The organism is Ruegeria sp. CJ9 (assembly GCF_056536625.1).
In genome coordinates, this window is the sequence record NZ_JBQFPY010000001.1 from 775,579 (window position 1) to 801,941 (window position 26,363).

26 protein-coding genes and 3 tRNA genes are annotated in these 26,363 nt (G+C 57.1%); 16 read left to right on the forward strand and 13 right to left on the reverse strand.

Annotated features, from left to right (window positions below):
• Positions 1-2: 2 nt before the first annotated feature.
• A complete protein-coding gene (gene mraZ, locus ACR0AJ_RS03860; protein WP_170348028.1) occupies positions 3-506 on the reverse strand; it encodes a division/cell wall cluster transcriptional repressor MraZ in 504 nt (167 codons plus the stop codon).
• A gap of 909 nt (positions 507-1,415) precedes the next feature.
• Here mraZ and ACR0AJ_RS03865 point away from each other — a divergent pair.
• Entirely contained in the window at positions 1,416-1,640 is a 225-nt protein-coding gene (locus ACR0AJ_RS03865; RefSeq protein WP_170348027.1) for a DUF1127 domain-containing protein, read from the forward strand.
• Positions 1,641-2,160: 520 nt separating this feature from the next.
• Here the strand turns inward: ACR0AJ_RS03865 and ACR0AJ_RS03870 are convergent.
• Positions 2,161-4,557 (reverse strand): ATP-dependent helicase, encoded by a 2,397-nt coding sequence (locus tag ACR0AJ_RS03870; protein ID WP_170348026.1) that lies wholly within the window; start codon positions 4,555-4,557, stop codon positions 2,161-2,163.
• A 189-nt stretch (positions 4,558-4,746) separates the two neighbouring features.
• Here ACR0AJ_RS03870 and ACR0AJ_RS03875 point away from each other — a divergent pair, with 189 nt between their 5' ends.
• The 4 genes from ACR0AJ_RS03875 (at position 4,747) to ACR0AJ_RS03890 (ending at position 11,752) form a co-directional block, all read left to right on the forward strand.
• On the forward strand, positions 4,747-6,534 hold the full coding sequence (locus ACR0AJ_RS03875; protein WP_480740130.1) for a sensor domain-containing diguanylate cyclase: 1,788 nt from the start codon (positions 4,747-4,749) through the stop codon (positions 6,532-6,534).
• Positions 6,535-6,573: 39 nt separating this feature from the next.
• Positions 6,574-7,710, forward strand: coding sequence for an alpha-hydroxy acid oxidase (locus tag ACR0AJ_RS03880; RefSeq protein ID WP_170348024.1), 1,137 nt, complete (start codon positions 6,574-6,576; stop codon positions 7,708-7,710).
• A gap of 146 nt (positions 7,711-7,856) precedes the next feature.
• The gene (locus ACR0AJ_RS03885; RefSeq protein ID WP_480740133.1) at positions 7,857-11,294 is read left to right on the forward strand and encodes a pyruvate carboxylase; all 3,438 of its coding nucleotides are present in this window, start codon (positions 7,857-7,859) and stop codon (positions 11,292-11,294) included.
• Between the two features lie 74 nt (positions 11,295-11,368).
• Positions 11,369-11,752 (forward strand): MAPEG family protein, encoded by a 384-nt coding sequence (locus tag ACR0AJ_RS03890; protein ID WP_170348022.1) that lies wholly within the window; start codon positions 11,369-11,371, stop codon positions 11,750-11,752.
• Positions 11,753-11,768: 16 nt separating this feature from the next.
• Here the strand turns inward: ACR0AJ_RS03890 and ACR0AJ_RS03895 are convergent, their stop codons facing one another.
• Positions 11,769-11,921: a hypothetical protein gene (locus ACR0AJ_RS03895; RefSeq protein WP_170348021.1), complete on the reverse strand. Its 153-nt coding sequence runs from the start codon at positions 11,919-11,921 to the stop codon at positions 11,769-11,771.
• Positions 11,922-12,069: 148 nt separating this feature from the next.
• Between ACR0AJ_RS03895 and ACR0AJ_RS03900 the strand changes: the two genes are divergently transcribed.
• The 3 genes from ACR0AJ_RS03900 (at position 12,070) to ACR0AJ_RS03910 (ending at position 13,205) form a co-directional block, all read left to right on the forward strand.
• Positions 12,070-12,144 (forward strand) — tRNA-Gly (locus ACR0AJ_RS03900).
• Positions 12,145-12,178: 34 nt separating this feature from the next.
• A tRNA-Gly gene (locus tag ACR0AJ_RS03905) sits at positions 12,179-12,253 on the forward strand.
• 85 nt (positions 12,254-12,338) lie between these two features.
• On the forward strand, positions 12,339-13,205 hold the full coding sequence (locus tag ACR0AJ_RS03910; protein WP_170348020.1) for a GNAT family N-acetyltransferase: 867 nt from the start codon (positions 12,339-12,341) through the stop codon (positions 13,203-13,205).
• On the opposite strand, the gene ACR0AJ_RS03915 is transcribed toward ACR0AJ_RS03910, so the two are convergent.
• A complete protein-coding gene (locus ACR0AJ_RS03915) occupies positions 13,202-13,441 on the reverse strand; it encodes an Lrp/AsnC ligand binding domain-containing protein (RefSeq protein WP_058280212.1) in 240 nt (79 codons plus the stop codon). The two genes, ACR0AJ_RS03910 and ACR0AJ_RS03915, sit on opposite strands and share 4 nt — an antisense overlap.
• Before the next feature lie 154 nt (positions 13,442-13,595).
• On the opposite strand from ACR0AJ_RS03915, the gene hisB reads away from it, so the two are divergent.
• Both hisB and hisH read left to right on the forward strand, forming a co-directional pair.
• Positions 13,596-14,183, forward strand: coding sequence for an imidazoleglycerol-phosphate dehydratase HisB (hisB, locus tag ACR0AJ_RS03920; protein WP_170348018.1), 588 nt, complete (start codon positions 13,596-13,598; stop codon positions 14,181-14,183).
• Positions 14,184-14,822, forward strand: a complete 639-nt coding sequence (hisH, locus tag ACR0AJ_RS03925) for an imidazole glycerol phosphate synthase subunit HisH (protein ID WP_480635967.1) — start codon at positions 14,184-14,186, stop codon at positions 14,820-14,822.
• Positions 14,823-14,826: 4 nt separating this feature from the next.
• Here the strand turns inward: hisH and ACR0AJ_RS03930 are convergent, their stop codons facing one another.
• Positions 14,827-15,228: a DUF2147 domain-containing protein gene (locus ACR0AJ_RS03930; RefSeq protein WP_480635965.1), complete on the reverse strand. Its 402-nt coding sequence runs from the start codon at positions 15,226-15,228 to the stop codon at positions 14,827-14,829.
• A gap of 134 nt (positions 15,229-15,362) precedes the next feature.
• Here ACR0AJ_RS03930 and hisA point away from each other — a divergent pair, with 134 nt between their 5' ends.
• On the forward strand, positions 15,363-16,085 hold the full coding sequence (hisA, locus tag ACR0AJ_RS03935; protein WP_480646110.1) for a 1-(5-phosphoribosyl)-5-[(5-phosphoribosylamino)methylideneamino]imidazole-4-carboxamide isomerase: 723 nt from the start codon (positions 15,363-15,365) through the stop codon (positions 16,083-16,085).
• A gap of 49 nt (positions 16,086-16,134) precedes the next feature.
• On the opposite strand, the gene ACR0AJ_RS03940 is transcribed toward hisA, so the two are convergent.
• Positions 16,135-16,581, reverse strand: a complete 447-nt coding sequence (locus tag ACR0AJ_RS03940; protein WP_480635961.1) for a DUF302 domain-containing protein — start codon at positions 16,579-16,581, stop codon at positions 16,135-16,137.
• Between the two features lie 416 nt (positions 16,582-16,997).
• Here ACR0AJ_RS03940 and ACR0AJ_RS03945 point away from each other — a divergent pair, with 416 nt between their 5' ends.
• The 4 genes from ACR0AJ_RS03945 to ACR0AJ_RS03960 all read left to right on the forward strand — a co-directional run bounded on the left by ACR0AJ_RS03945 (position 16,998) and on the right by ACR0AJ_RS03960 (position 20,855).
• Positions 16,998-19,040 carry a fused MFS/spermidine synthase gene (locus tag ACR0AJ_RS03945; protein WP_480646108.1) on the forward strand — a complete coding sequence of 681 codons (2,043 nt, stop codon included), beginning with the start codon at positions 16,998-17,000 and terminating at the stop codon, positions 19,038-19,040.
• A 99-nt stretch (positions 19,041-19,139) separates the two neighbouring features.
• Entirely contained in the window at positions 19,140-19,901 is a 762-nt protein-coding gene (gene hisF / locus ACR0AJ_RS03950; protein WP_117872606.1) for an imidazole glycerol phosphate synthase subunit HisF, read from the forward strand.
• Complete coding sequence (locus ACR0AJ_RS03955; protein WP_480740136.1) at positions 19,898-20,215, forward strand: phosphoribosyl-ATP diphosphatase; 318 nt, start codon at positions 19,898-19,900, stop codon at positions 20,213-20,215. The genes hisF and ACR0AJ_RS03955 overlap by 4 nt, the downstream gene beginning before the upstream one ends.
• Positions 20,216-20,288: 73 nt before the next feature.
• Positions 20,289-20,855: a hypothetical protein gene (locus ACR0AJ_RS03960; protein ID WP_480740138.1), complete on the forward strand. Its 567-nt coding sequence runs from the start codon at positions 20,289-20,291 to the stop codon at positions 20,853-20,855.
• Here the strand turns inward: ACR0AJ_RS03960 and ACR0AJ_RS03965 are convergent.
• The 4 genes from ACR0AJ_RS03965 to rlmB form a co-directional block, all read right to left on the reverse strand.
• The gene (locus tag ACR0AJ_RS03965; RefSeq protein WP_170409102.1) at positions 20,852-21,322 is read right to left on the reverse strand and encodes a CoA-binding protein; all 471 of its coding nucleotides are present in this window, start codon (positions 21,320-21,322) and stop codon (positions 20,852-20,854) included. The genes ACR0AJ_RS03960 and ACR0AJ_RS03965 overlap by 4 nt on opposite strands.
• 198 nt (positions 21,323-21,520) lie before the next feature.
• Positions 21,521-21,973, reverse strand: coding sequence for a YHS domain-containing (seleno)protein (locus ACR0AJ_RS03970; protein ID WP_170360318.1), 453 nt, complete (start codon positions 21,971-21,973; stop codon positions 21,521-21,523).
• A 106-nt stretch (positions 21,974-22,079) separates the two neighbouring features.
• Positions 22,080-22,394 (reverse strand): hypothetical protein, encoded by a 315-nt coding sequence (locus ACR0AJ_RS03975; protein WP_480740140.1) that lies wholly within the window; start codon positions 22,392-22,394, stop codon positions 22,080-22,082.
• Positions 22,375-23,148, reverse strand: a complete 774-nt coding sequence (gene rlmB, locus ACR0AJ_RS03980) for a 23S rRNA (guanosine(2251)-2'-O)-methyltransferase RlmB (RefSeq protein WP_170374477.1) — start codon at positions 23,146-23,148, stop codon at positions 22,375-22,377. The genes ACR0AJ_RS03975 and rlmB overlap by 20 nt, the downstream gene beginning before the upstream one ends.
• A 116-nt stretch (positions 23,149-23,264) precedes the next feature.
• On the opposite strand from rlmB, the gene ACR0AJ_RS03985 reads away from it, so the two are divergent.
• Positions 23,265-23,348, forward strand: a tRNA-Tyr gene (locus ACR0AJ_RS03985).
• Between the two features lie 34 nt (positions 23,349-23,382).
• On the opposite strand, the gene ACR0AJ_RS03990 is transcribed toward ACR0AJ_RS03985, so the two are convergent.
• The 3 genes from ACR0AJ_RS03990 to ACR0AJ_RS04000 form a co-directional block, all read right to left on the reverse strand.
• A complete protein-coding gene (locus ACR0AJ_RS03990) occupies positions 23,383-24,501 on the reverse strand; it encodes an alanine racemase (RefSeq protein WP_480740142.1) in 1,119 nt (372 codons plus the stop codon).
• Positions 24,498-25,745 carry a D-arabinono-1,4-lactone oxidase gene (locus ACR0AJ_RS03995; RefSeq protein ID WP_480740143.1) on the reverse strand — a complete coding sequence of 416 codons (1,248 nt, stop codon included), beginning with the start codon at positions 25,743-25,745 and terminating at the stop codon, positions 24,498-24,500. The genes ACR0AJ_RS03990 and ACR0AJ_RS03995 overlap by 4 nt, the downstream gene beginning before the upstream one ends.
• An 87-nt stretch (positions 25,746-25,832) precedes the next feature.
• Positions 25,833-26,354, reverse strand: a complete 522-nt coding sequence (locus ACR0AJ_RS04000) for a DUF2478 domain-containing protein (RefSeq protein ID WP_170374471.1) — start codon at positions 26,352-26,354, stop codon at positions 25,833-25,835.
• Positions 26,355-26,363 lie beyond the last annotated feature (9 nt).

The following is a 26,363-nucleotide window of genomic DNA, read 5'->3' on the forward strand; positions in this document are numbered from 1 at the left end:
CGTCACGCGTCCCCGACGCCATCTAGGAACTCCAGAGGATCGAAATCCTCGGGCTGTTCGTCCAGCCAATCTTCGGCGGCTGCCAGCTCTTCAGACTCATATGTCTCAGGCTTCCAGATCTGGAACGTATCACCCGCGGCAATAAAGAACGCCTCGTTTTCAAGGCCGATCTTGGTGCGCAACTTGGCTGGCAGCACAAGGCGACCCGTCTCATCCACGGTGGTTGGGAAGGACTGACCGTGGAACATGCGCTGCAACATCTTCCGCTGCATCGAACCACGCGGAAGCGCGTCAATCTTGTGATCGACCTCGTCAATCGCCTGCATGGTATAGCATTCAAGGAATTTGCGGCGGTGATCTCCATAGACGATCACCAGTTCGGGGGTATCACCGGGCTGCCAGTTCGGGTCCGAAGCCTCAAGCACACGGCGAAACGAGGCCGGGATCGACACCCTGCCCTTCGTATCCACCTTGTGGTGGCTTTCACCTCTAAACCTGCGCGCCAAGACGACTGTCCCTTTCGCTTGCGCCCCACCCAAAATTCACGTTCCCCCCGGATGAAAAACGGCGGGTTGATCTGCTGCCACTGATCAACCCGCCGCATTGACCCGCTTTGCGGGATGTCCAGCTGCGCGCGCCACCTGGGGGGATGTCTGCTCGCCCGCGCGCCGGATCTCTTGATTGATGAAAGCGAGATGCCTGTATGAAACCTGTTTTTATTGGTTCGGGGTCGTTTGGCGCCCCATGTGCCTCGTCCTCATCGGATAAACAAGGGATGCCATGGGAATTCATGGAAATCAATAGGAAACTTCAATGTACTTAAGCAAGAATCGCAATATAGACGCATGGCAATCAATTGAAAACCACCCGCATCACACCATAATTAGAATTGATATCGAGGCCAAATACCATATATAGCTAAAAACTTGCACTGAACATCATGTCCCATGAATTCCCAAAAATTCTCCAAATTCTTGAAAATTCAATCACCCAGAGGTCAATCTCACAGCTTCCACCGTACGAATCACCTTCCATTTGCGGCTCCCCATGCAAATCGCGAAGGCATTCCCAGGCGTCGCCCATGATTTCCCATGCACACCGGAACACTCTTTTAGTGAGGCAAGAGGCGCACCTTAATTTAAAGATGCTCAACTTAGAAACATCGCGCTTAAAGAAGCGGCAATTTTTACTAACCAGTAAAATTCGGAAGATTGCCACCGTGGGCAAGGCACTCATAAAACTCCTGTTTTTAAGGCCCAAATGACAACAGCACACCAACACGTTGATATCTATGCATTTGCTGCATAGCAGCATTGACAAGTTCACCTATTGTGCATGTGCAGCATTTCCTTATCTTCATCCTCAAGCAAACGCCGAGACACAGCGGCAAAGACAAAACATATCGGGTAACACAGATGGCTGTAGCAACACATCAGACCGCGCTCAAAGGCGCACCGGCAACCGGCCTGGCATCACTGATTGAGGCTTCAAAAACCAGGTTCGTTCGGTACCGGGTCTACCGCCGGACCGTGAATGAACTGTCCGAACTGTCGAACCGAGAGCTGGCCGATCTGGGCCTGCACCGTTCGATGATCCGCCGCGTGGCAATGCAGGCGGCCGAAGAATACGTCGCGCACTAAGCGCGCACTGACATAACCGAGATCAGGTCCTTCCTCCTCCCTTTAGGATCTGTATTTCAGCGGCGATATCTCTCCTCCTCCCTGATATCGCCGCACCTTATACCGGCCCTGAAAGCCGGAAACTGACACACCGGGTACTTCTCCTCCCTTTCCCGGTGTTGAAAGCGCGCGGCGACGTCTTCCTCCTCCCTGACGTCGCCGCGACTTACACATACCGGGATCAAACCCGGATTCGGATACATCGGGGCTCTTCTCCTCCCTGCCTTGATGTTGAAAGCGCGCGGCGACACCTCTCCTCCTCCCTGGTGTCGCCGCGACTTACACATACCGGGATCAAACCCGGGTTCGGATACATCGGGGCTCTTCTCCTCCCTGCCCTGATGTTGAAATGAACGGCGGTTCCCCTCCTCCTCCCTGGGAACCGCCGTTTTTCTTTTTTCACAAATGAAACAAGGCGCCGCAGCAATGGCCGGGCGCCCCAAAAAAACCGAGCATATGCCGTCAGGCACATTCCTATTGATTAAAAGGGTATGTCGTCCTTGGCCGACAGGAACCGCGAGACCACCTTTTTGGTGCCCGCCTTTTCGAAATCCACCTCGACCTTGTCGCCTTCGATGCCGATCACCGCGCCATAGCCGAATTTTTGGTGAAACACGCGCTCGCCTAGGGTGAAGCTTGCGACCGCGGTTGCATCGATCACCGTGTTGCGGGTTTCGCGTGGCTGAGACATCCCATACTGCCCCTGCCGCGCTTGCATCCGCTTCCAACCGGGCGAGTTATAAACATTTGCCTCAGCCGCGCGGGTTTCAATTCCCGCCGCAGGCTGACCGCCGCCATAAAGCCCCGGAGGCGTCAGCACCTCAACATGATCCTCGGGCAGTTCGTCGATAAACCGCGACGGCATCGAATTTTGCCACTGGCCGAACACGCGTCGATTGGCGGCGAAGGATATCGTACAAACTTCTTCCGCGCGGGTGATGCCCACATAGGCCAGCCGTCGTTCTTCCTCGAGACCCTTAAGGCCGGATTCGTCCATCGACCTTTGCGACGGGAACAACCCGTCTTCCCACCCGGGCAGGAACACGGCGGGAAACTCCAGCCCCTTGGCCGCGTGTAGGGTCATGATCGAAACCTTGGCCCCGTCACCCTCCTGCTCGTTATCCATAACTAGGCTGACATGTTCCAGAAACCCTTGCAGGTTCTCGAAGTTGTCCAACTGGTTCACCAACTCCTTGAGGTTTTCCAGTCGTCCCGGCGCCTCGGGCGTTTTTTCGTTTTGCCAATGCGCGGTATAGCCGGATTCATCCAGAACGATTTGCGCCAGTTCGATATGTGAAACCTCTGGCTCGCCGAACCGCATGGGCGCAGTGCCGTCATCAATCACCGAATCGTCGTCGACCTCGATCCGAGGCCCACGCGTCATCGCATTCCACCGTGCCAGGCCGTCGATCAACTCGCGCAGCGCCTTGCCGCCCTTGCCCTTGATCAACCCGTTATCGACCGCGATCCGCGCGCCATCGACCAGTGACACGCCATGCTCGCGCGCTGTCATCTGGATCGTCTGCTGCGCCTTATCTCCAAGGCCGCGTTTCGGAGTGTTCACAATCCGCTCAAACGCCAGATCATCGCCGGGGCTGACCACCAGCCGGAAATAAGCCATGGCATCGCGGATCTCCATCCGCTCATAGAAACGCGGGCCGCCAATAACCTTGTAGGGTAAACCGATGGTCAGGAACCGGTCTTCAAACGCGCGCATCTGATGCGAAGCACGGACCAGAATGGCAATCTCATCCAAATTGAAGGGCCGCGCACCCCGAGTTCCACCTTGCATCGCGTCGATCTCTTCGCCGATCCAACGGGCCTCCTCCTCGCCATCCCAGTGGCCGATCAGACGAACTTTTTCGCCCTCTTGCGCGTCGGTCCAGAGTTCCTTGCCCAGACGGTTTTCGTTTCCGCGGATGACATTCGACGCAGCGGCCAGAATATGCGGGGTCGAGCGATAGTTCTGTTCTAACCGTACCACGTAAGCGCCGGGAAAGTCTTTTTCGAACCGCAGGATGTTGCCTACTTCGGCCCCGCGCCAGCCATAGATCGACTGGTCATCATCGCCTACGCAGCAAATGTTCTTATGCGCCCCGGCCAGCAGGCGCAGCCATAAATATTGGGCCACGTTGGTATCCTGATACTCGTCCACCAGAATATAGCGGAACCAGCGTTGATATTGCTCCAACACATCCTGATGCGCTTGGAAGATCGTGACCATGTGCAACAGCAGGTCGCCGAAATCCACCGCGTTCAGCTCGCGCAAGCGAACTTGATACTGAGCGTAAAGCTCAATGCCCTTATTGTTATAGGCCCCGGCATCCGCTGCGGGCACCTTGTCTGGCGTCAGAGCGCGGTTTTTCCAGTCGTCGATGATTCCAGCCAGCATTCGTGCGGGCCAGCGCTTGTCGTCGATATTGGCGGCCTGAATCAACTGCTTCAGCAAGCGCAACTGATCGTCTGTGTCCAGAATGGTAAAATTAGATTTCAGACCGGCAAGCTCAGCATGACGGCGTAGCAGCTTGACGCAGATTGAATGGAAGGTGCCAAGCCACGGCATCCCTTCGGCCGGTTGGCCCAGCAAGCGGCCCACCCGGTCTTTCATTTCACGTGCGGCCTTGTTGGTGAAGGTCACCGACAGAATCTCATTCGGTCGCGCCCGCGCCGTGCTAAGCAAGTGGGCAATACGCGCTGTCAGGGCCTTGGTTTTACCCGTCCCCGCCCCGGCCAGCATCAGAACCGGACCGTCCAACCGCTCAACCGCGTCACGTTGCGCCGGGTTCAACTCATCCAGATAAGGTGCGGGCCGCGCTGCCATAGCGCGTGCCGAAAGCGATGCGCCCTCAAAGGCGTCCATTTCGTCGAAACTGCTCATGCCTCCAAACTACGCTGGTTCCGCGACAAGGGAAAGGGTTTGTTCACGGCTTGTTCACCTAAAAAGCAACAAATCCTTAGCTACAACTCTGAGCAATTCGAGCTTTTTTGTCTGCTCCTATGCCGGTCTCGTTAACTCTCTCTCAAACTCTGGCCTCAATGCTGATGTCAGATTGCGGGAGGGCGGGATATGAAACTCACGGCTCGGGGACGGCTTGCCCATCGGGTAAAATGGGCGGGGATCACCGTTTTGTTGATAGCGCTGGCGGCGGTTGCAGGTTGGGGAGTCTATTCTCTTCCGGCACCGGTTGTGGACCGAATGCTGAAAACTGACATAATGAAACAGTCCGAACTGTGGAAACGCCGCGTTGTTCTGCATCTAAAAGATCCCGAAACGGCGCTGCAAACCGGCAAGATCGACCCGCATGATGCCGAATTTCTTTCTTCGATGCCCGAAGCGTCGGATGTGTATCGGTTCAAAATGTTCGACACGGCCGGGCGCGTTGTCTGGTCAACACGTCCCGAGGAAATCGGATCCTACGAAACGCGTGCCTTTTTCCGCAGTGATGTTGCACGCGGAATGACGCATTATATTCAGGAAGCGCTCCCGCTGTCTGAGATCGACGGACTCGACCTGCATTCCGAAAGCACGCGTACCGCCGTGCAACATCAGGTGGCTGAGGTGTTCGTTCCGATCACAAAAAACGGACGCTTCATCGGCGCGATTGAGTTTTTCACCGATTTCACCGATCTGCGCACAACATTTATTACCCGACTGAGGGTTTCACTTTCGATCCTTTGCGGCATTGCGCTGTTCGCTTTGGCCAGCGTCTCATTGGTGACATATCGCACCAACCGTCTGCAGTTACGCGCGCTGCAACGGCAATCAGCCAAAGAACGCAACCTGATGGATGAACAACTTAGGTTGGCGCGTGAGGTACGCCTGTTGGGCGAATTGAATGAATGGCTACAGTCGAGCCGATCTCTGGATGAACTGTTCGACATGGTTTCAAGGTTTATGACCCACATCCTGCCTGAGGCAGAGGGCAGCGTGTATGTCTACTCCAACTCGCGCGATGTTCTGGATGGCTGCGCAAGCTGGAACGGGGGCACTCACAAGGCGCATATCCACCCTGAAGGATGCTGGGGTCTGCGTCGCGGTCGCACATACCAATACGGCGCGTCTGAGATTGATTTTGTCTGCGAACATGCCGAACCCCATGATGGCCGCCCCTATTTCTGTTTTCCCATTCTGGCGCATGGCGAAACAGTTGGCCTGCTCCATCTGCGGGCGCATGAAGGCAGCCAAAAAGTGTTTCATTCCAATAGAAAACTGGCCCAACTGTGTGCAGAACAAATCAGCATGGCGATTGCAAACGTGCGGATGCGGGACCAATTGCATGACCAATCGGTCCGTGATCCGCTGACCGGCTTGTTCAATCGTCGGCATATGACCGACACGTTGCGCAAATCCATTAGCCGCAGCCAACAGACAGGCGCACCGCTGAGCCTGATAGCTGTGGATGTGGATCACTTCAAGAAATTCAACGACACCTATGGTCATGATGCGGGCGACATGGTGCTGCGCTCGGTGGGCTCGGCCTTGGAACAGGGCTGTGACCGGGACGAGGTTGCCTGCCGCATCGGAGGTGAGGAATTCATGCTGATCCTGCCCGACAACACCCCCGAAGACGCCATGACCCGGGCCGAACAATTGCGGCAGGCGGTCGAGGCTGTCTCGGTCCGCTATGGTGAGAAATCACTGCCGCGCATCACGATTTCCGTTGGCGTTGCCCATTATCCTGCGCACGGTTCTATGCCGCAGGATTTGATGCGTGCATCAGATGACGCCCTGTATGTGGCCAAAGACAAGGGTCGAAATCAGGTGCAGGTCGCCAATGGCGCTGATCCGGCACAGGGTAATAAAAGCAAGCCCGAGCAACCGACCAAATCGACAACTCAGGCATCAGCGGCCTGAAAACCTTGCAGAATCACTGTGTAGGTCGGATCAATTCGTATGGACCTGTACAGCTCATTCCCCAGCATTGGCGATCTGAAACGCCACGCACGGCGCAAGGTTCCGCATTTCGTCTGGGAATATCTGGATAGCGGTACAGGGTCCGAGGTCACGCTGCACAAAAACAGGGCCGCACTGGATGATGTGGAGTTTTTACCCTCAATCCTGCACGGTCCTATCGAATGTGACACCAGAACACAGTTTTTGGGCCAAGACTTTCCCTTGCCCTTCGGTATTGCGCCGATTGGAATGTCGGGGCTGATCTGGCCGGATGCTGAGAAACTGCTGGCCCTCGCCGGTGCCAAGGCAGGGTTGCCGTATACTTTGTCGACCGTCGCCAGCCAAAGCCCCGAGGATCTGGCTCCTCATCTTGGTCAAAACGCCTGGTTTCAACTTTACCCTCCAAAGGACCCGGACATTCGCGCGGACATGTTAGGTCGCATCAAAGCCGCCGGGTTTTCAACGCTTGTGCTGACAGTTGACGTCCCGGTTGCATCGCGGCGCGAACGGCAGGTGCGATCTGGCCTGACCCATCCACCCAGACTGACGCCACGTTTGCTGGCGCAGATCGCCCAACGCCCGACTTGGGCCTTGGGCATGGCGCGACATGGTATGCCGCGAATGAGGACGCTCGACAAATACATCGATGGCAATAGCGCGCTGTCCCCCACGGCGCATATCGGATACCTGCTGCGCACATCGCCAGATATGGACTATGTCAAATGGTTGCGCGATGCATGGGATGGGCCGTTCGTTGTGAAAGGCGTGATGCGCGCCGAAGACGCGGCTCGCCTGAAACAAGCCGGTGTTGATGCGCTCTGGGTCTCGAATCACGGTGGGCGGCAGTTCGATGGCGCCCCGGCTAGCATTCGCGCGCTTCCCGCCATACGAGCGGCCACAGACTTGCCGCTAATCTTTGACAGTGGCGTTGAAGGCGGGCTTGATGTTCTGCGAGCTTTGGCGCTTGGGGCGGATTTCGTCATGCTGGGGCGGGGTTTTCTTTATGGGTTGGCTGCCCTTGGGTCACGCGGCCCGGCCCATGTCATCGACATTCTGCGACAGGACATGCTGGCGAATATGGGCCAGATGGGTTTGGCAAAGTTGGATCAACTTACGCTACGTCAATACAGCAATTGATGCTGCAGCGCAGAATTGCTAGTAAGTTTGCGCCACCAAGCGGCGTTTGCGAGCGTTAACATGCCGGTTCTACCCAGAACGACTGATATACGAGCGCGTATTGTCCGCCTATGAATACGGCCAAACCACCAAGACCGGGACCTGATATGACCAACTTCAACAAGATCCTGATCGCCAATCGCGGCGAGATAGCCATTCGCGTGATGCGCGCAGCAAACGAGATGGGCAAACGCACCGTCGCTGTCTTCGCCGAAGAAGATAAGCTGGGCCTGCACCGGTTCAAGGCGGATGAGGCCTATCGCATCGGCGAGGGGATGGGACCAGTTGCTGCCTATCTGAGCATCGACGAAATCATCCGCGTGGCCAAGGAATGCGGCGCGGACGCGATCCACCCGGGCTATGGCCTGCTGTCCGAGAACCCCGATTTCGTGGATGCCTGCGTTCAGAATGGCATCACCTTCATCGGCCCCAAAGCTGAAACCATGCGCGCGCTTGGTGACAAGGCCAGCGCACGACGTGTGGCTATCGCGGCGGGCGTACCCGTCATCCCGGCGACCGAGGTTCTGGGCGATGACATGGACGCGATCCGCAAGGAAGCTGCCGAGATCGGTTATCCGCTGATGCTCAAGGCGTCTTGGGGCGGCGGCGGTCGCGGGATGCGCCCGATCGAATCCGAGGACGAGCTGGAAGAAAAAGTACTGGAAGGCCGCCGCGAGGCCGAGGCTGCGTTCGGCAACGGCGAGGGGTATCTGGAAAAGATGATCACCCGCGCCCGCCATGTCGAGGTGCAAATTCTCGGCGACAAACATGGCGAGATCTATCACCTCTATGAACGCGACTGTTCGGTCCAGCGCCGGAACCAGAAGGTCGTGGAACGGGCCCCTGCCCCGTATCTGTCCGAAGAACAGCGCGCGGAAATCTGCGAACTGGGCCGTAAAATCTGCGCCCATGTGAACTATGAATGCGCTGGCACTGTCGAATTCCTGATGGATATGGAAACCGGCAAGTTCTACTTCATCGAAGTGAATCCGCGCGTGCAGGTCGAACACACCGTCACCGAAGAAGTCACCGGAATCGACATCGTGCAGGCGCAGATCCTGATCGCCGAGGGCAAAACCCTGGCCGAGGCCACAGGTGCCGCCAGCCAGGCCGATGTGCATCTGAACGGTCACGCGCTGCAGACCCGGATCACCACCGAAGACCCGCAGAACAACTTCATCCCCGATTACGGCCGCATCACCGCCTATCGCTCGGCCACGGGTATGGGTATCCGTCTGGATGGCGGCACGGCTTATGCGGGTGGCGTGATTACGCGGTACTATGACTCGTTGCTGACAAAGGTGACCGCCAAGGCCCCAACGCCCGACGCGGCGATTGCCCGGATGGACCGGGCCCTGCGCGAGTTCCGTATTCGCGGCGTCAGCACCAATATCGACTTTGTCATCAACCTGCTGAAACACCCGACCTTCCTGTCGAATGAATACACCACCAAATTCATCGACACGACGCCGGACCTGTTCACCTTCAAGCGTCGTCGCGACCGCGGCACCAAGGTTCTGACCTATATCGCGGATATCACCGTGAACGGGCATCCCGAGACCGCAGATCGTCCCGCCCCGCGCGCTGATCTAAAGGAAGCCAAAGCCCCCGCGCCCAAGGCCGAGCCGCAAATGGGCACCCGCAATCTGCTGGAGCAAAAGGGCCCGCAGGCTGTGGCCGATTGGATGAAGGCGCAGCGTCAGCTGCTGATCACCGACACCACTATGCGTGATGGCCACCAGTCGCTGCTGGCCACCCGGATGCGCTCAATCGACATGATCAAGGTGGCACCGACCTATGCGGCCAACCTGCCACAACTGTTCAGCGTCGAATGCTGGGGCGGCGCAACTTTCGATGTGGCCTATCGCTTCTTGCAGGAATGCCCGTGGCAGCGCCTGCGTGACCTGCGCGAAACGATGCCGAACCTGATGACCCAAATGCTGCTGCGCGGGGCGAACGGGGTTGGCTACACCAACTATCCCGACAATGTAGTACAGGAATTCGTACGTCAGGCGTCCAAGAATATCGACGTGTTCCGCGTGTTCGACTCGCTAAACTGGGTCGAGAACATGCGCGTTGCGATGGATGCAGTGGTCGAGAATGGCAAAATCTGCGAAGGCACCGTTTGCTATACCGGTGACATTCTGGACCCGGATCGCTCCAAGTACGACCTGAAATACTATGTCGGCATGGCGAAAGAGTTGCGCGATGCAGGGGCACACGTTCTGGGCCTGAAGGACATGGCGGGTTTGCTGAAACCGGCCTCGGCCAAGATTCTGATCCGGGCGCTGAAAGAAGAGGTCGGGCTACCGATCCACTTCCACACGCACGACACCGCCGGCATCGCCAGCGCCACCATTCTGGCCGCATCCGAGGCCGGCGTAGACGCGGTGGATTGCGCGATGGACAGCTTCAGCGGCAACACCTCGCAGGCGACGCTGGGCACTGTGGTCGAAGCGCTGCGCCATACCGAGCGCGACACCGGGCTGGACATTAAAGCGATTCGTGAGATCAGCGATTACTTCGAAGCCGTGCGCGGCCAATACGCGGCCTTCGAGTCCAGCCTGCAAGCCCCGGCCTCCGAGGTCTATCTGCACGAAATGCCCGGTGGTCAGTTCACCAACCTCAAGGCGCAGGCACGCAGCTTGGGTCTGGAGGAACGCTGGCACGAAGTCGCGCAGATGTATGCCGACGTGAACCAGATGTTCGGCGACATCGTAAAAGTGACGCCGTCGTCGAAAGTGGTTGGCGACATGGCGCTGATGATGGTTAGTCAGAACATGACACGTGACGATGTGGAAAGCCCGGATTCTGACGTGGCCTTCCCCGACTCGGTCGTCGACATGATGCGTGGCAATCTGGGTCAGCCTCCTGGAGGGTTCCCGGACACCATCATCAAGAAGGTGCTAAAAGACGAGGCCCCGAACACCGACCGCCCGGGCAAGGACGTGCCGGCGGTTGATCTGGAAGCCACCCGCGCCGAGCTATCCAAGCAATTGGAAGGCAAAGAGGTCGATGACGAGGATCTGAACGGCTACCTGATGTATCCCAAGGTCTTCCTGGACTACATGGGCCGTCACCGCGTCTATGGTCCAGTCCGCACCCTACCCACGCGCACGTTCTTCTATGGCATGGAGCCAGGCGAAGAGATCACCGCCGAGATCGACCCGGGCAAGACACTGGAAATCCGCTGTCAGGCCATTGGTGAGACCGACGAAAAAGGCGAAGTCAAAGTCTTCTTCGAACTCAACGGCCAGCCCCGCGTGATCCGGGTGCCGAACCGCATGGTCACCTCGACCACGCAGGCGCGGCCCAAGGCCGAGGCGGGCAACCACGACCATGTCGGCGCACCGATGCCAGGTGTTGTGGCCACTGTCGCCGTCACAGCTGGTCAGCAGGTCAAGGAAGGCGACATGTTGCTGACCATCGAAGCGATGAAAATGGAAACCGGCATCCACGCCGAACGCGACGCGACGGTCAAGGCCGTTCACGTGCAGCCCGGAGGCCAGATTGACGCTAAGGACCTGCTGGTCGAACTGGAATAACCGGTTTAGCTTTCTAAATTAACAAGGGCCGCGCGGGGAACCGGGCGGCCTTTTTTACGCCGAGGAGGATCAAGATGCTGTCCGTCACCCCAATCTACGCCGCACTGCTGGCGATTTTGTACGTCGTCTTAAGCGCCAAGGTTATCAGCCAACGTCGCAGCGACAAGATTTCCTACGGGGACGGTGGCAATCAGGACATGCTCAAAGTGATGCGGACGCATTCCAACTTTGTCGAATACACACCCTTTGCCCTTCTGTTGATCGCGATGGTCGAGCTGCAAGGCGCGGGTGGGCTGCTGCTGAATCTGCTGGGGCTGGCCCTGCTGACTGGACGGGTGATGCATGCCTATGGCTTCGGTCGCAGCCCGCAGATCGTGATTCTGCGCCAGATCGGGATGCTGCTAACCTTCACGGCCATTCTGGTGGCCGCAATTGCAAATCTCGTGCTGGCGCTCTGATCCGGCTGGCGGGGGCTTATCCCGCCAATATCTGCGTCTCAATCAGTGGTGCTTTCATTAGGACCGGCTCAACCTCGACCAGTTTGCCATCATCTTCCGCACAGAACACGGCCGTCAACACGATCAGTGCAGCCAGCAGTGCCATTTTCATATCTGCAACCCGTATCATTTCCTCTCCTCGAACCCTCTTGTTTTATAATGCTCTGTGGTTTGAACGTGCGGCGGCGGGGTTTCCGTCGAAAGATTTTTCCGCCTTTTTGTCTTTTTCTGCTTGCAGGCCCGCGTGGGAATTTATACATCCCTCCTCACTCAACGGCGCGGGCGTAGCTCAGGGGTAGAGCATAACCTTGCCAAGGTTAGGGTCGGGCGTTCGAATCGCCTCGCCCGCTCCATTGAGAGGTCTTCGGACCAACATATGTATCTGATGCGGGCGTAGCTCAGGGGTAGAGCATAACCTTGCCAAGGTTAGGGTCGGGCGTTCGAATCGCCTCGCCCGCTCCAGATACAAACCCATTCAAACACACTGGTTTCTTCGTAAGCGTTGCGCCATTCTGGCCGTGATTTCAATCATGCACGGAATTCGCCAATGTCGGACTATGTCATTCGCCCCCTTACTGCCGCCGAAGTCGAACACGCCGTGGATTGGGCCGGTCGCGAAGGGTGGAATCCGGGCAAACATGATGCCGAGTGCTTTCGCACGACAGACCCGGATGGGTTTCTGGGTGGGTTTCTGAATGGCGAGATGATCGCGTCGGTATCAGCGGTAAATTACGACGAAACCTTCGCATTCCTGGGGTTCTATATCGTCAAACCCGAGTTTCGCCACCATGGCCACGGGCTTGAGATCGCTCAGCATGCGTTGGCCCATTGTACCGGGCGCAATATGGGGCTGGATGGCGTGGTCGAGCAACAGGACAATTACCGCAAGTCCGGCTTTACCTTTGCCTATAACAACTATCGTTTTGCCGGCACGAAAAGTCGGATGTTGGCTAAGCTGGGAACCAGACAGAACGATCAAATCACCGATCTGACCCAAGCATCCGACGCCTTGAAAGACTATGATCGCGAACTGTTTCCCGCGCCACGCGACTTGTTTCTGGGCGACTGGCTGAGTGCCTATAGCCACGTATCGAAAGTCTTTACCGAGAACGGCAGAATCAGAGGGTACGCAACACTTCGCCCCTGCCTCACTGGGTATAAGGTTGGCCCCCTGTTTGCGGATAACTCCGACATCGCAAGGGCTTTGCTGGCCGCAATTCTGACTGCAATCCCTGAGGATCACAATGAGCATGAGGTCTTCGTGGACATGCCTCAACCCAACCCATCAGCGTTCGCGCTGGCCGATGAACTTGGGTTGGACAAGGTGTTCGAAACAGCCCGGATGTATTCAGACTACGAACCAGACATCGATCTGAGCCGCATCTTTGGCGTCACGACCTTTGAGCTTGGTTAAAACGCCTTGAACGTCATCGTGGTCAGCGACCGTTCGATGTTGGGAATCACCAGCAGGTTTTCATTGATGAAATGGCCTACATCTTCGGTCTCGGGGATGTAAAGCTTCAGCAGCAGGTCAAACTCACCGCTGGTCGAATACAGCTCAGAATGGATTTCGCGCAGGGCGATTTCCTCGGCCACCTTGTAGGTAGAGCCGGGTTTGCAGCGAATCTGGATGAAAACGCAAGTGGACATGGGCCGTGCCTTGTTGGTTCAGTTTCCTGCAGGCTGGCATGGGCCGCGACCGGGCGCAATCCCCTGCAACAGTTTGCGGTGAATGCCACGCTTGGTCTGGATAAGGCGGGCCATCCCCGTCTATAAGCGCGCCTGTAGCAAAAGGAATTCGCCCATGCGCAGCGCAAAGATCAGCCGTCAAACCGCCGAGACCGAAATATCGGTCGAGGTCAATCTGGACGGCACCGGCACCTATGACAACCAGACCGGCGTCGGTTTCTTCGATCATATGCTGGACCAGCTGGCGCGCCATTCGCTGATCGACATGACGATCCGCGCCAAGGGTGATTATCACATCGACGACCACCACACGGTCGAGGATACCGGCATCGCGCTGGGTCAGGCGTTGACCCAGGCCCTAGGCGACAAGAAAGGTATCCGCCGCTATGGCGAATGCCACCTGCCCATGGATGACGCCCAGGTGCGGTGTGCGCTGGATCTGTCGGGCCGTCCGTTCCTGATCTGGAACGTGGACCTGCCGACGCCCAAGATCGGCGCGTTCGACACCGAACTGGTACGCGAGTTCTTTCAGGCGCTCAGCACCCATGGCGGCATCACGTTGCACATCGACCAGTTGCACGGCTTCAACAGCCACCACATTGCCGAGGCCGCGTTCAAAGCCGTCGCCCGCGCCCTGCGTCTGGCGGTTGAGACTGACCCGCGCAAGGCCGATGCGATTCCGTCGACAAAGGGCGCGCTGTAAATGCTCACGGCCATTATCGACTACGAAAGCGGCAACCTGCACTCGGCCGAAAAGGCGTTTCAGCGCATGGCGCGCGAAATGGATGCCGGTCAGGTCGTAGTGACCTCGGACGCGGATGTTGTGGCGCGGGCCGACCGTCTGGTTCTGCCCGGTGACGGCGCCTTTCCAGCCTGCGCGTCTGAACTGCGCGGCCACAAGGGCATCTATGACGCGATGGTCGAGGCGGTGGAACAAAAAGGCCGCCCGTTTCTTGGCATCTGCGTCGGGATGCAGCTGATGGCCTCAAAAGGTCATGAATACACCGAGACCGACGGCCTGGATTGGGTGGCCGGTGATGTGCTGCGGATCGAACCCTCGGACGATGCGCTGAAGGTGCCCCATATGGGTTGGAACGATCTGGTGCTGGAAAGCGATCACCCAGTGTTCAGTGGCGTCAAAACAGGTGATCATGTCTATTTCGTCCACTCCTACCATTTTCGGGTAACAGACCCGGCAGAGCGGTTGGCTTTTGTGGACTATGGCCAAGAGGTCACGGCCGTGATTGGCCGCGACACAATGGTTGGCATGCAGTTCCACCCCGAGAAAAGCCAGGACGTGGGCCTACGCATGATCGGAAACTTCCTGACCTGGATGCCCTGAACGGTTACTGAACCCGCGTCCAGGTCTGCCCACGGCAGACCAGACCACCAGCAACACAGCCTTTGACAGTCAGCTCATTCTGACTGTCCAGTGTCATTTTCGAGTTGTAGGTCTTGTCGCGGTCTGGCGCCCAGATTTTTCCGCTGTCGTACTGACCATCCCCCTCGGGCACCATATCCCAGATGATCTGTTTGCCCAGGTTTTCATATTCCAACTGCTGGTTGCCATCACCGTCGAAGGCGCTGTCAATTGTGCCGCAAATCGCACTGCCACATTCCGCAATGGTTACATGCAGATAGCCGCCCGTATCCCCCGGCTGGGTCTTCCACAGCCCATCAACCGGGTCAGCCGCAAAGGCGGTGGTCGCCATGGTGGCTAAACCTGCTGCAAGTAGAAATTTCTTCATAATGCTCTCCCTGTGTTGCGATCACTCTGGCCCGGTGACCGGCTTCGGGCAAGAATGACTTTGCGTCGCGTTGCATCCCCTGCCCTGACTGTGCGATATCCCGCGCGACTGACCAAGATATAGGGCCGCCCGACATGATCCTCTACCCCGCCATCGACCTCAAAGACGGCCAGGCCGTGCGCCTGCTGCGCGGTGAAATGGACAAGGCCACCGTGTTCAACGACGATCCGGCCGCGCAAGCCCGCGCCTTTGTCGAGGCCGGGTGCGAGTGGCTGCATCTTGTCGATCTGAACGGCGCTTTTGCGGGTGAGCCAGTCAATGCCGCGCCGGTCGAGGCCATTCTGAAAGCCTGCAACGTGCCCGCGCAGTTGGGTGGCGGCATTCGCGACATGGCCACAATCGAAACCTGGATCGAAAAGGGCCTCGCTCGCGTAATTCTGGGTACGGTTGCAGTGGAAAACCCCGATCTGGTGCGTGAAGCAGCAAAGGCATTCCCCGGCAAGGTCGCTGTGGGCATTGACGCGCGGAACGGTATTGTCGCCACCAAGGGTTGGGCCGAAGAGACCGACGTTCAGGTCACCGATCTGGCCCGCAGTTTCGAGGATGCAGGCGTCGCAGCCATCATCTACACAGACATCAACCGCGATGGCGCGATGCAGGGCCCGAATATTGAAGCAACCGCCGATCTGGCCCGCGCCGTCTCAATCCCGGTCATTGCCTCGGGAGGTGTCAGTTCGCTGGATGATCTCATCGCCCTGCGCGATTGCGGAGTCGAATTGAACGGGGCGATTTCTGGTCGGGCGCTCTATGACGGAGCCCTCGATCTGAAAGAGGCCCTGGCCACCCTGAGCAACTAGAGCGGGCCCAAATGCGCTAGCAAGAAGTGCAGCTGGCGCATTCCTGATGTTATTGAGCCGCGACCGAAGTCAGTTTGGCCAACGCACCGCGCATCTTTTCGATGACCGGAGAATTCTCGACGGCGTCAAGCTCATCCATGGTCTCTTTCGGGTCTTCATAAGCCAGCCAAACCTGACCGTTTTCATCCTCATAGGCTTGAACTTTCAGTGGCAGGAACAATCCCGCCCGCGGGTCGATCTGCATCGCGGGCGTTCCCAGCGCCGGGTTGCCGAAGATCAGCACCTGATTGGCTGGGATACTCAGCCCGACCTTTTCCGCACCAGCCGCGTGATCGACGCGCGCAAATACGGTCGCGCCTGCATTGCCAACGGCGGCTTCAAGTGCATCCATTACCTCGGGCACGGATTTAGCTGTGTTTACCTTGATGATATCGTCTGCCATCGCTGCGACGGTCCCCCCAAATACAAAAGCGGCTGTCAAAAAAAGTTTACGCATCTCATTGATCTCCTAATGAATTTGGGCGCAGTGTTCACAGTTTTGAACCGGGTGGCAATCACATCTCCGGCATCGGCGAGGCTTTGCCGGTAGCGAATTAAATGGGTTTCAATGGGCCCGCCGCGACCGATGACAAATCGTGAACAATTCCACGTTTCCGGTAAGAGTTTGCACATATCAGCCGCAAAATAGTCTTATTCCGTCGCTAGGGCTGAACCGCAATCTAATGCCGGAGTTTCATTGTGTCCGTTTCAAACGTATCTCAACCGACTGAAAATTGGCGCTATTATGCTCCGGTCATCAGTTTTTGCGCGACAATTTTTGTCAGCGCCAGCCTTCTGTTTTTTGTTCAACCGCTTTTCGCAAAACTCGTCTTGCCCAAAATCGGCGGTGCTCCGGCGGTTTGGACAACAGCTATGCTGTTTTTCCAACTTATGTTGATCATGGGATATCTGTACGCCCACATCCTGACCCGGTGGTTTAGCCTGCGTTGGCAACTTGTTACACATCTGGCCCTTTGGCTGATCGCCCTCAGCTTTTTGCCCTTGGCCACGCAAGAAGGCTGGAGATTCGATTCTTCGCAATCTATTGCCCTTCAAACGCTGATTCTGTTTGCGGCAGGGGTCGGTGTTCCATTTGCAGTGCTGTCCGCAAATGCACCGCTTCTTCAGGCCTGGTATTCGCGCTCTGGCGGTCCATCAGCCAACGATCCATATTTTCTGTACGCAGCCAGCAATGTTGGATCGCTGCTGGCCCTGTTGGCGTTCCCACTGATGGCCGATCCATTCTTTGGTGCGCAAGACATCAGCCTGTTCTGGTCCGTCGGATTTGTCGTGTTTGGTATTCTTATGGCCGTCAGTGGTGTGTTTGCCCTTCGGGGTGGAACCGAACCTGTCGCCGTACATGAACCGCAAACGACAGGCAGCGCCCTGAGCATCAAGACAATTTCCACTTGGGTGTTCATTGCATTCATTCCGTCATCCCTGATGCTGGCCACAACAACCAAGCTCAGCATCGATCTTGGTGCCATCCCGCTAATCTGGGTTCTGCCACTGGCGACATATATCCTGACCTTCATTCTCGCTTTTACCAAATGGCGTCGCGTCACCCTGGATAGTCTGAAAGTTCCGGTTTTGATCGCGCTGGCAATCGCCGTGGTCCTGCTGTCCAAGGTTGCACCGACGCACAAGGCCTTGGCGTTGATGATGCTGTATGTTCCGATCCTCTTTCTGGTAGCCCTGTTTGCGCATAGGCTTCTGTATGAACTTCGGCCACCAGCCGAGCATCTGACCGTCTTCTATCTGGCGCTTTCGGTTGGAGGGGCTTGTGGAGGCCTGTTCAACTCGATCATTGCGCCGGTCTTCTTTGACCGCGAGATCGAATTCGCCCTGACACTCATTACGACCGGTGGACTGTTTCTGCTGCACGCAGGTACTTTCAGTATCCGTCACGTTGCCATGGGAATCATTGCGTCGATTCCGCTGTTGTTCGTGACAGGCGCACTGCGCTTCAGCCTCGTGTTCGACTCTCGCACACTTGGTATCTTGGTGGCGTCCTCACTTGTTGCCGCAGTGCTACTGGCCTTTAGAAATGCCCCGACCCGATTGGCGACAGTTTTGCTGATCGTTTTGGCACCGAACTTGATCTCGAAGACTCAGGTCTATTTCCGCGATCGCAGCTTTTTCGGAACCCACGCCGTCTATGATTTTAAAGAATTCCGGGTCTACAAGAACGGAACCACCGTACACGGCTGGCAAAGGCAAACACCGCCTGGTACGCGGCCGGTTGGGTCCTCGTATTATCATCCGAACGGGCCAATGGCCGAAATCCTGACATCGGAATACGGCCAGAACTCGGACAATATCGCAATTGTCGGCCTTGGGACCGGTGCGTTGGCTTGCTATGGGCAACCGCATCAGACGTGGGATTTCTTTGAGATCGACCAAACCGTTGATCGCATTGCACGCGACCCTGAACTGTTCACCTATATGTCCACATGTGCGCCGGACACGACCACCCATCTGGGCGACGCCCGGATCGTTCTGGAATATCAAAAGTTCGACTTTGATATCATGGTGCTGGACGCCTACAGTTCCGACGCGATACCGCTCCACCTGATCACGCAGGAGGCAATCGAGGTCTATCTGAACCATCTGGATCAGGATGGCACGTTGGTCTTCCATATCTCGAACCAGTATTACGATCTTTCACCGCAACTGGCGCGAGCCGCAGCAGCGCTGAACCTGCACGCGGCACTTCAAATGGACGATGCCACCGAGGAAGAAGAAAAAACCGGCGCGTCTGACACGCATGTCGTCATCCTGAGCCGAGACAAAAATCGCATCGAATCGTTCATCGATACCGGCAAGTGGGAGCCTTTGGTCACCGACGGTCAGGTTCCGTGGACGGATGACAAGGCGAACCTTCTGTCGGCCCTCAAGATACTGCACACAAACTGATTGCACATAACGCAACCTGTGCCCCGCCACAGTCAGGCTGTTCAGCACTGGCATCGGCGGGGCTTTGTAGGTAGAGGTGCGGCAACAAAGGATGCCGACATGCTGAAAACCCGCATCATTCCCTGTCTGGATGTCGCTGATGGCCGTGTGGTCAAGGGCGTGAATTTCGTTGGCCTGCGTGATGCTGGTGACCCGGTTGAATCGGCCAAGGCCTACGACGCCGCCGGCGCAGATGAGATCTGCTTTCTGGACATCCACGCCACCCATGAAAACCGCGGTACAATGTTTGACGTGGTACAACGCACCGCCGAGCAGTGCTTTGTGCCCCTCACCGTGGGTGGCGGTGTGCGTACTAAAGATGACGTGCGCGCCCTACTACTGGCTGGTGCGGACAAGGTCAGTTTCAACTCGGCCGCAGTGGCAAACCCGGATGTGATCGCGGAATCAGCCGATCAGTTCGGCAGCCAGTGCATTGTCTGTGCCATCGACGCCAAGACCGTCAGCCCCGGCAAGTGGGAGATTTTCACCCACGGCGGCCGCAAACCCACCGGCATTGACGCGGTGGAATTCGCCAAAACCGTCGTCGCCAAAGGTGCCGGGGAAATCCTGCTGACGTCAATGGACCGCGACGGCACCAAGGCCGGGTTCAACCTGCCCCTTACCCGCGCCATTTCCGACGCGGTGGACGTACCAGTGATCGCTTCGGGCGGGGTTGGAAACCTTGACCACCTGGTCGAAGGTGTGACCGAAGGCGGGGCAAGCGCAGTTCTTGCCGCCTCGATCTTTCATTTCGGCGAATACACTATCCGCGAGGCTAAGGAACACATGGCCGCTGCAGGTATTCCGATGAGGCTAACATGAGCATTCTGCACGACCTGGCCGCCACCATTGAGGCCCGCAAAGGAGCTGATCCCGAGTCCAGCTGGACCGCCAAACTGCTGGCCAAAGGACCCGAGAAATGCGCCGAAAAATTCGGCGAAGAGGCCGTCGAAGCCATTATCGAGGCCGTCAAGGACGACAAGGCCGCGCTTACGGCAGAGGCGGCGGATGTGCTCTATCATCTGCTTGTCATGCTGGCTGCGCGGGATGTGGCACTGGATGATGTGCTGGCGGAATTGGAACGTCGTCAGGGCATCAGCGGCATCGCCGAAAAAGCCGCGCGCCCCAAGGGGTAATCGGCAGGGTTTCGTCAGACCGCTCAACCCTTTATCATCGTGTTTCATGCTTTGCAGATCGAAGGGCACGCAGATGATCAAAGCTTTGGCCTTGGTGCTGGCCCTTCTGACGCTGGGGGCATGCGCGTCCCCTCCCCCTTCGACCGGAGATGAAGTTCAACGGCTGGCCAGCGAAATACGCAGCCTCGGCCCCGATATCGACCCGGAGGAGGCTGACCGCGCCGCGCGTATTGCCTATTCCTATACGGCGCAATTGGTGCAGGAATACGAAATCACCGACCCTCCGTTGATCCACAACGCCAAGGTCAACAAGGGTCTGCGCCCGCGCGGGCTGTGCTGGCATTGGGCCGAAGACATTGAGCGCCGCCTGAAACAGGAGAACTTTCAAACTCTTGACCTGCACCGCGCCATCGCCAACGCCGACAACCCGTTCAGAATCGATCACAGCACGGCCATCATCAGCCGCAGAGGGGAAACGATGTATGACGGTGTGGTGTTGGATCCGTGGCGCTATGGCGGAGTGCTGTTTTGGTCGCCGCTGATCGAAGACACGAAATACGAATGGGTGCCACGCAACGTCATATTGGAAAAGCGCCGCGTGGAACAATACGGCGATCTCTTGCCCTATACCGGCGGCTAGATTTTGGACGAGATGACGCCAGTGGCAAATCCGCCCATGCGCAACTCACCAAACAGGCGTTGATATTCGATCTTGGGGCAACGGTTCATCACCACATCCACCCCGCGCGCCTGTGCCTTGGCGGCAGCATCAGCGTTTTCGACACCGATCTGCATCCAAATGGTGCGCAGGTTCGGGAATGCGTCCAATGCCTCATCCACAATCGGCGGCACGGATTCGGAGCGGCGGAAGATATCGACCATATCTACGGGTTCAGAAATCTCGGACAACGACGCCCTGACGGTCTGACCAAACAGCTCTTTGCCTGCGTGGCCTGGGTTGACCGGAATGACCGTAAAACCCTTCAACGACAGATATCGCGCCACATAATAACTGGGGCGTACCGGGTTCATTGACACACCCACAACAGCGACAACTTTGGTGCGCTGCAGAATCTCTCTAAGGTGCTTATCGGAATAGTCGGCCATCTGCGCACCCTATGCCGTCCTTAACAAAGAAAAAAGCGCCCAGGTCGAACCTGAGCGCCAGTTGTTGGAACGAGGGACAGTGAAATGACCCGCGGCAGTTCCGTTCCGCGGTCACTGTGACATTTAGGCATAAATTGAGAGAAAAAAAGAGGGGATGCGCATTTTTGTGATGACAGATCACGAAAAGCGAAAACCCGCCTATTGCTCGTAAAGAATTACAGGCCAATGCGCTTCGGCCATACGGATATATTCCGTCCTGGCTTCACGCCACATCGCTTCGATTTCGGGTGAGTGGGTCAGATACAGCCGACCGTCCACGACCTGCCATGCCTTGGGATCGGTGCTAACAAGCGATCCATGCGCCATGGCATAGGCGCAATATCCACCGAATTGAGGGGCAAAGGCACGTGGATCACGTTCAAACGCGTCACGGTTCTCAGCGGTTGCAAAGTGCCATTGGGCCCCTTTCCAGACGACGGCGTATTTCGGCTGACCATGAACCGGAGCATCGCCATTGAAATACGACACCACGTCATACCCGGACATCGCGGTGCCATCGGTCACGTAGAAGACAGGTATCTCCTGCGCTGTTGCGGCAGGAGTGATCAAAGCGGCGGCAATCGCGCCCAGAAGAAAACGTCGGGTCAACATCACAGAAATCGGAACAAGGTCATCAGGGTCTCAAGATGCAAGTTTTATGACCAAGTGACACCCCACTTAACGGGCTTGTGATCACCTGTGTCGCCCAGGCGCCACATCAATCAAAGATGTCTTCGATGACATCCCATGCCTCATCCAACACGTGTGAGAAGACACTCTTTTTCTTTTTCTGCTTCTTTTTCTTGTGGCTTGCAGTCGGCTTTGCCGCACCACGCTTTGATTGGCTTTCGGACAATTTACGCTTGGGCATCATCTTGAGGTTATGCAATGGCGCCCCGCAGCTGGAACAGCTCAGCTCATGACGGTCCTGACCTTTCAGAACCAGCGCAGCGCGGGTCCCGCAATAACAACAGGTGGCGATTTTGGACGGGCTGGGAATGGGACTCTCCTGTCTATCTGTGCCTTGAGGCATATAGGGCAATTGCGGCAGCATTTGAGACGTTAAGTGACCCAAACCCGCCCGCTGCGTCGATTTTCACCAGTTGATCAACTGTTTCTTTGGTTTTTTGCCGCAAGCCCGGCCCCTCGGCCCCCAATACCAACGCAACCGGCTGATCAAGTTTGCCACCCAACGCTGTCTCGATGGTTTCTTCGGCCTCACCATCCAGACCAAGAACCAGAAATCCCATATTCTGAAGCTCGACGATGGCGTCGGCCAGATTGCGAACCCGCAAATACGGCTGACGTTCCAACGCGCCGCTAGCGGTTTTGGCCAGCGCCCCGGTTTCCGGCGCCGAATGGTGCCGCGTGCCGATCACCGCACTGGCCCCCAAAACCTCGGCTGAGCGCAGAATCGCCCCGACGTTATGCGGGTCGGTCACCCGGTCCAGCAGAATCACGCGAGGATGTTCGCGCCCGATGCAATTCTCGGCCAGCCCACCCCAATCCAGCGGTTTAACCTCAAGCGCTGCGCCTTGATGGACAGACCCCGGATCAATCGGCGCGGTGAATTTGCGCGGATCGACCATTTCGGCCTCAATCCCTGCAAAATCAATGGCCTCTGTCAGCTTGTCCTGCGCATTTCGCGTCACGATCAAACGCAGTTTTTGCCGCTTCGGATTCATCAACGCATCGCGTACAGCGTGAAGGCCAAACAGCCAAACAGTTTCGGATGCAGCCGCTTTACGGGCTTGTTCTTTCTCAACGACCCACTTGGGTTTCTTCATTTCTTGGGCCTCCGGGCCGGGAAATCGGTTTCCTGCGTCAAAGCGGTATTTTCCTGTTGACGCTCCTTTAAGGCGCTAGTAATCACGCCTCCACGTCAGGTGCAACGCCTGACAGTGGGCGACAGGCCGCAAGGTGTGGCAGGGGACTGTAACTCCCTCGCGGAGACGCACGCCTGGTTCGATTCCAGGGTCGCCCACCATCTTCTTCTGATGGTGACAAAGTGCAAGGGGCCGTTAATTCGGCAGGCATTCCCATTCGTCTACCACCTGACCACCCCTAACCGCCAATACGATCCCGAACTGGTTCAGCACAGCTTCGCTCTGACTTGGGTGTAGCAGGGCGATGTCGCCGGGTTTGACGGGCGCATCAGGTGGGCCTGTCCAGACCTCCTGATTGGTTGAACGTCCGAAAATGGAGGAATAGCCAAAGCCGTTGGGAAATACCGGATTAGCGCGGAAATACCCCCCGACAATCGCAAGATCGGTTTTGCGCCGGGCCAGAAAATCCAATCCCGGCAGCGAATTACCGGGCATGGTTTTCAAAACCGGAGTCGCGATGAACGCTGCGGGTTGAAATCCCTGTGTCGTTTTGTGGTCGAAATCTGTGGGTTTCACGAGGACCGACCCAAAAGCGATCTCGGTAGTCTTACCTGTTGTGCGGTAGGACTGAAAAGTCAGACTGCCACCCGTGTTGAGGCACAGCCCTTTGGCCTCATTCGGCAGGTTGAAAACGGCGTGATCGAACGCATCCGCGCTGGCCCGAAAGGCACGTTTGCGCAAGAAATGCGGCAGTTTGGCCAGATGCGCCTCGTACCCCATAACACCGGACAACCGCGCATTAGGGTTTGTCTCAATTTCTTGCGCAATGCGCGCAACTTGATCTGGTTGAAAGCCACCGCGATGCAGGCCGATATCAACCTCAAGCGACAGGCGCAGGGCTAGCTGACGATCCGCTGCAAGGGCCAGATAGGATTGCAACCGTTCTGACGAGTCGATCAGCCATTGAACCCGCGCAGCAGCGTCTGGACATTCGCTCAGAACGCGCGCAGCTGACCGGACCGGCAACGGTTTGCCGATCAAATGGTCGGCTTTCGGCTCGGCCTTCAAAAGTGCCAGCAGCATGGGCTCGGAAAACGTCATCAGGCCCGAGGTCTGGATCAGACCCCGAATATGATCCAGCAGCGGCAAACAAGGCAGGGATTTGGCGACCAATCGACGGCCCAACCCATCATCCGACCTGTCCACCGCCAAGGCACAATTTGCATCGAGCCTGTCCAGATCAACCACCGCGACCGGCTTGTCCACGCCATACGCACGCAGCGTTTCAGAGAAGTTTTGGAGATAGTCCATCATGGTCGAAAAAGCCTGGCAAGCGCGGGCATTAGGAACTTGTCCGACGGGTCCAATTGTTCCCGCAGCGCGCAGAAACGGTCGAAATCAGGATACATGGTGGATAGTTCTGTGAAGCCCAAGCTGTGCATTTTGCCCCAATGCGGTCGTCCGCCCGCTTCGACAAATAATGGTTCAATGGCGTCAAAGTATCGCCGGTGATCCTCGTCCGCATCTGTGTGGATTGCTATTGAAATGCGCGGCCCGCCCTGAAATGGGGATAGGCAGGCTGAGTCGCCCGCAGTTTGGCGGACTTCAATTGGGAAATAGATATCCTTGTGGTCGCGATGCAGCCGGGTAATGACCTCTTGCAGAACATCTTGGGCGACGTCGGGCGGCAGGTGGTATTCCATTTCTTTGAACCGAATATGCCTGTCACTGCACAGCACCCGCCAGCTTTCGCCCACATAGTCTTCGTCCGATTGCGCCATGGTCAGTAGTCGCAACAGCAAATCGCGTAGCCCACTGCTGAGCCGACCAACATTGCGCGCCAGCTTCAGCACTTTGACGGCAATCATGTCCAGATCACGTGGTGCCCTGCTTTCGGCTGCGTCTGAAATTTCATGGCGCAGCTCGACGGCCTTACCGGTGAAAGGAATATAGAAGAACTCGAAATTTCGGTTCTGTGCCCAGTTCTGGTGCATGTTGGCGATGCAGTCCTGCAGATCAGCCAATCGTACCCTTCGGCGCAGGTTGTATTTCGGCACGACCGAGATTTGGGCCTCGGTCAAAATGCCCAACATGCCCAAAGTGACTTGCGCCATCTCAAGCGGAAGGTCGTCGGTTGTCAGAATATCCCCACCCGCGCTGACCAGTTTTGCGGCGGTGATTTCCGCTGCCAGACAGGGCAGCGAGCGTCCGGTGCCGTGTGTGGCGGTTGATACTGCACCGGCCAAAGACTGTGTGTTGATGTCACCGAGATTGCGAAAAGCCATCCCCTGCCCCGCCAAGGCCGGAGACAAGTCGCGCAGCCGGGCATTTGCGTTCACCCAAACCTTGTCTTCCCCGACTTCTCCGACCACTGGCAAGTCGATATCCGACAAGTCCAGTATCCGATCCCCACCGGCAACAATGGGTGTGAACGAATGACCGGCCCCAACGACCCGCAGCGTGCCTGACTGCGCCACGGCTTGCTGCAACTCGGAAATCGAGGTTGGGCGTTTGATCGGCGTCTGCGTACGCTGGTTTCCGGCCCAGTTGGTCCACATGTGCAATCTCCTCCGAAATCGAAGATTGCAGCACAGGTGGAACGAAACAAGTCAGGATTACAGAGGTTTACCCAACGAGAGGTTAACTCAGGCCGCAGCCGCGCGTTGCGCGTTGACCCGGTCGAACCAAGCAGAGATGGCTTCGAGGTTCGGCTCCAACTGCTCGGCCGCGCCGCCGGTGAACTCTTGAAACTTTTCCTTGTTCAAACCGTTCACGCCGACCAGCACGGGGATATCCAGTGTCAACGCTTCGGCGATCACCGGGCGAAAACCGCGCCCGTCAGCCTCATGCTTGCCGAACTTGTTGATGATCAGCAACTGCGGCGCATCCTCAAGCGAGTTGGTGACATACCCCACAGCCCGCTCCAACGCAGCCGGGTCCAGCCGACAACCGCGCGAATGCTCGCCCAGAGATTGCGAGATGCGGATGGTCTCGCCATCTGGCAGCACACGGACATCCATGTCGCATTTGCTGCTGTCGGCGCATTCGGTGTTAGTTTGAACCACGCCGACCAGACGGGCATCGTTGGCCAGAAGATGTTCGGCAACGGCGCTCAGCAGGCGGTCGGTCGCGCCGCGATCGGTGGTGGTAACATAGGCCAGATACATTGAAAGACC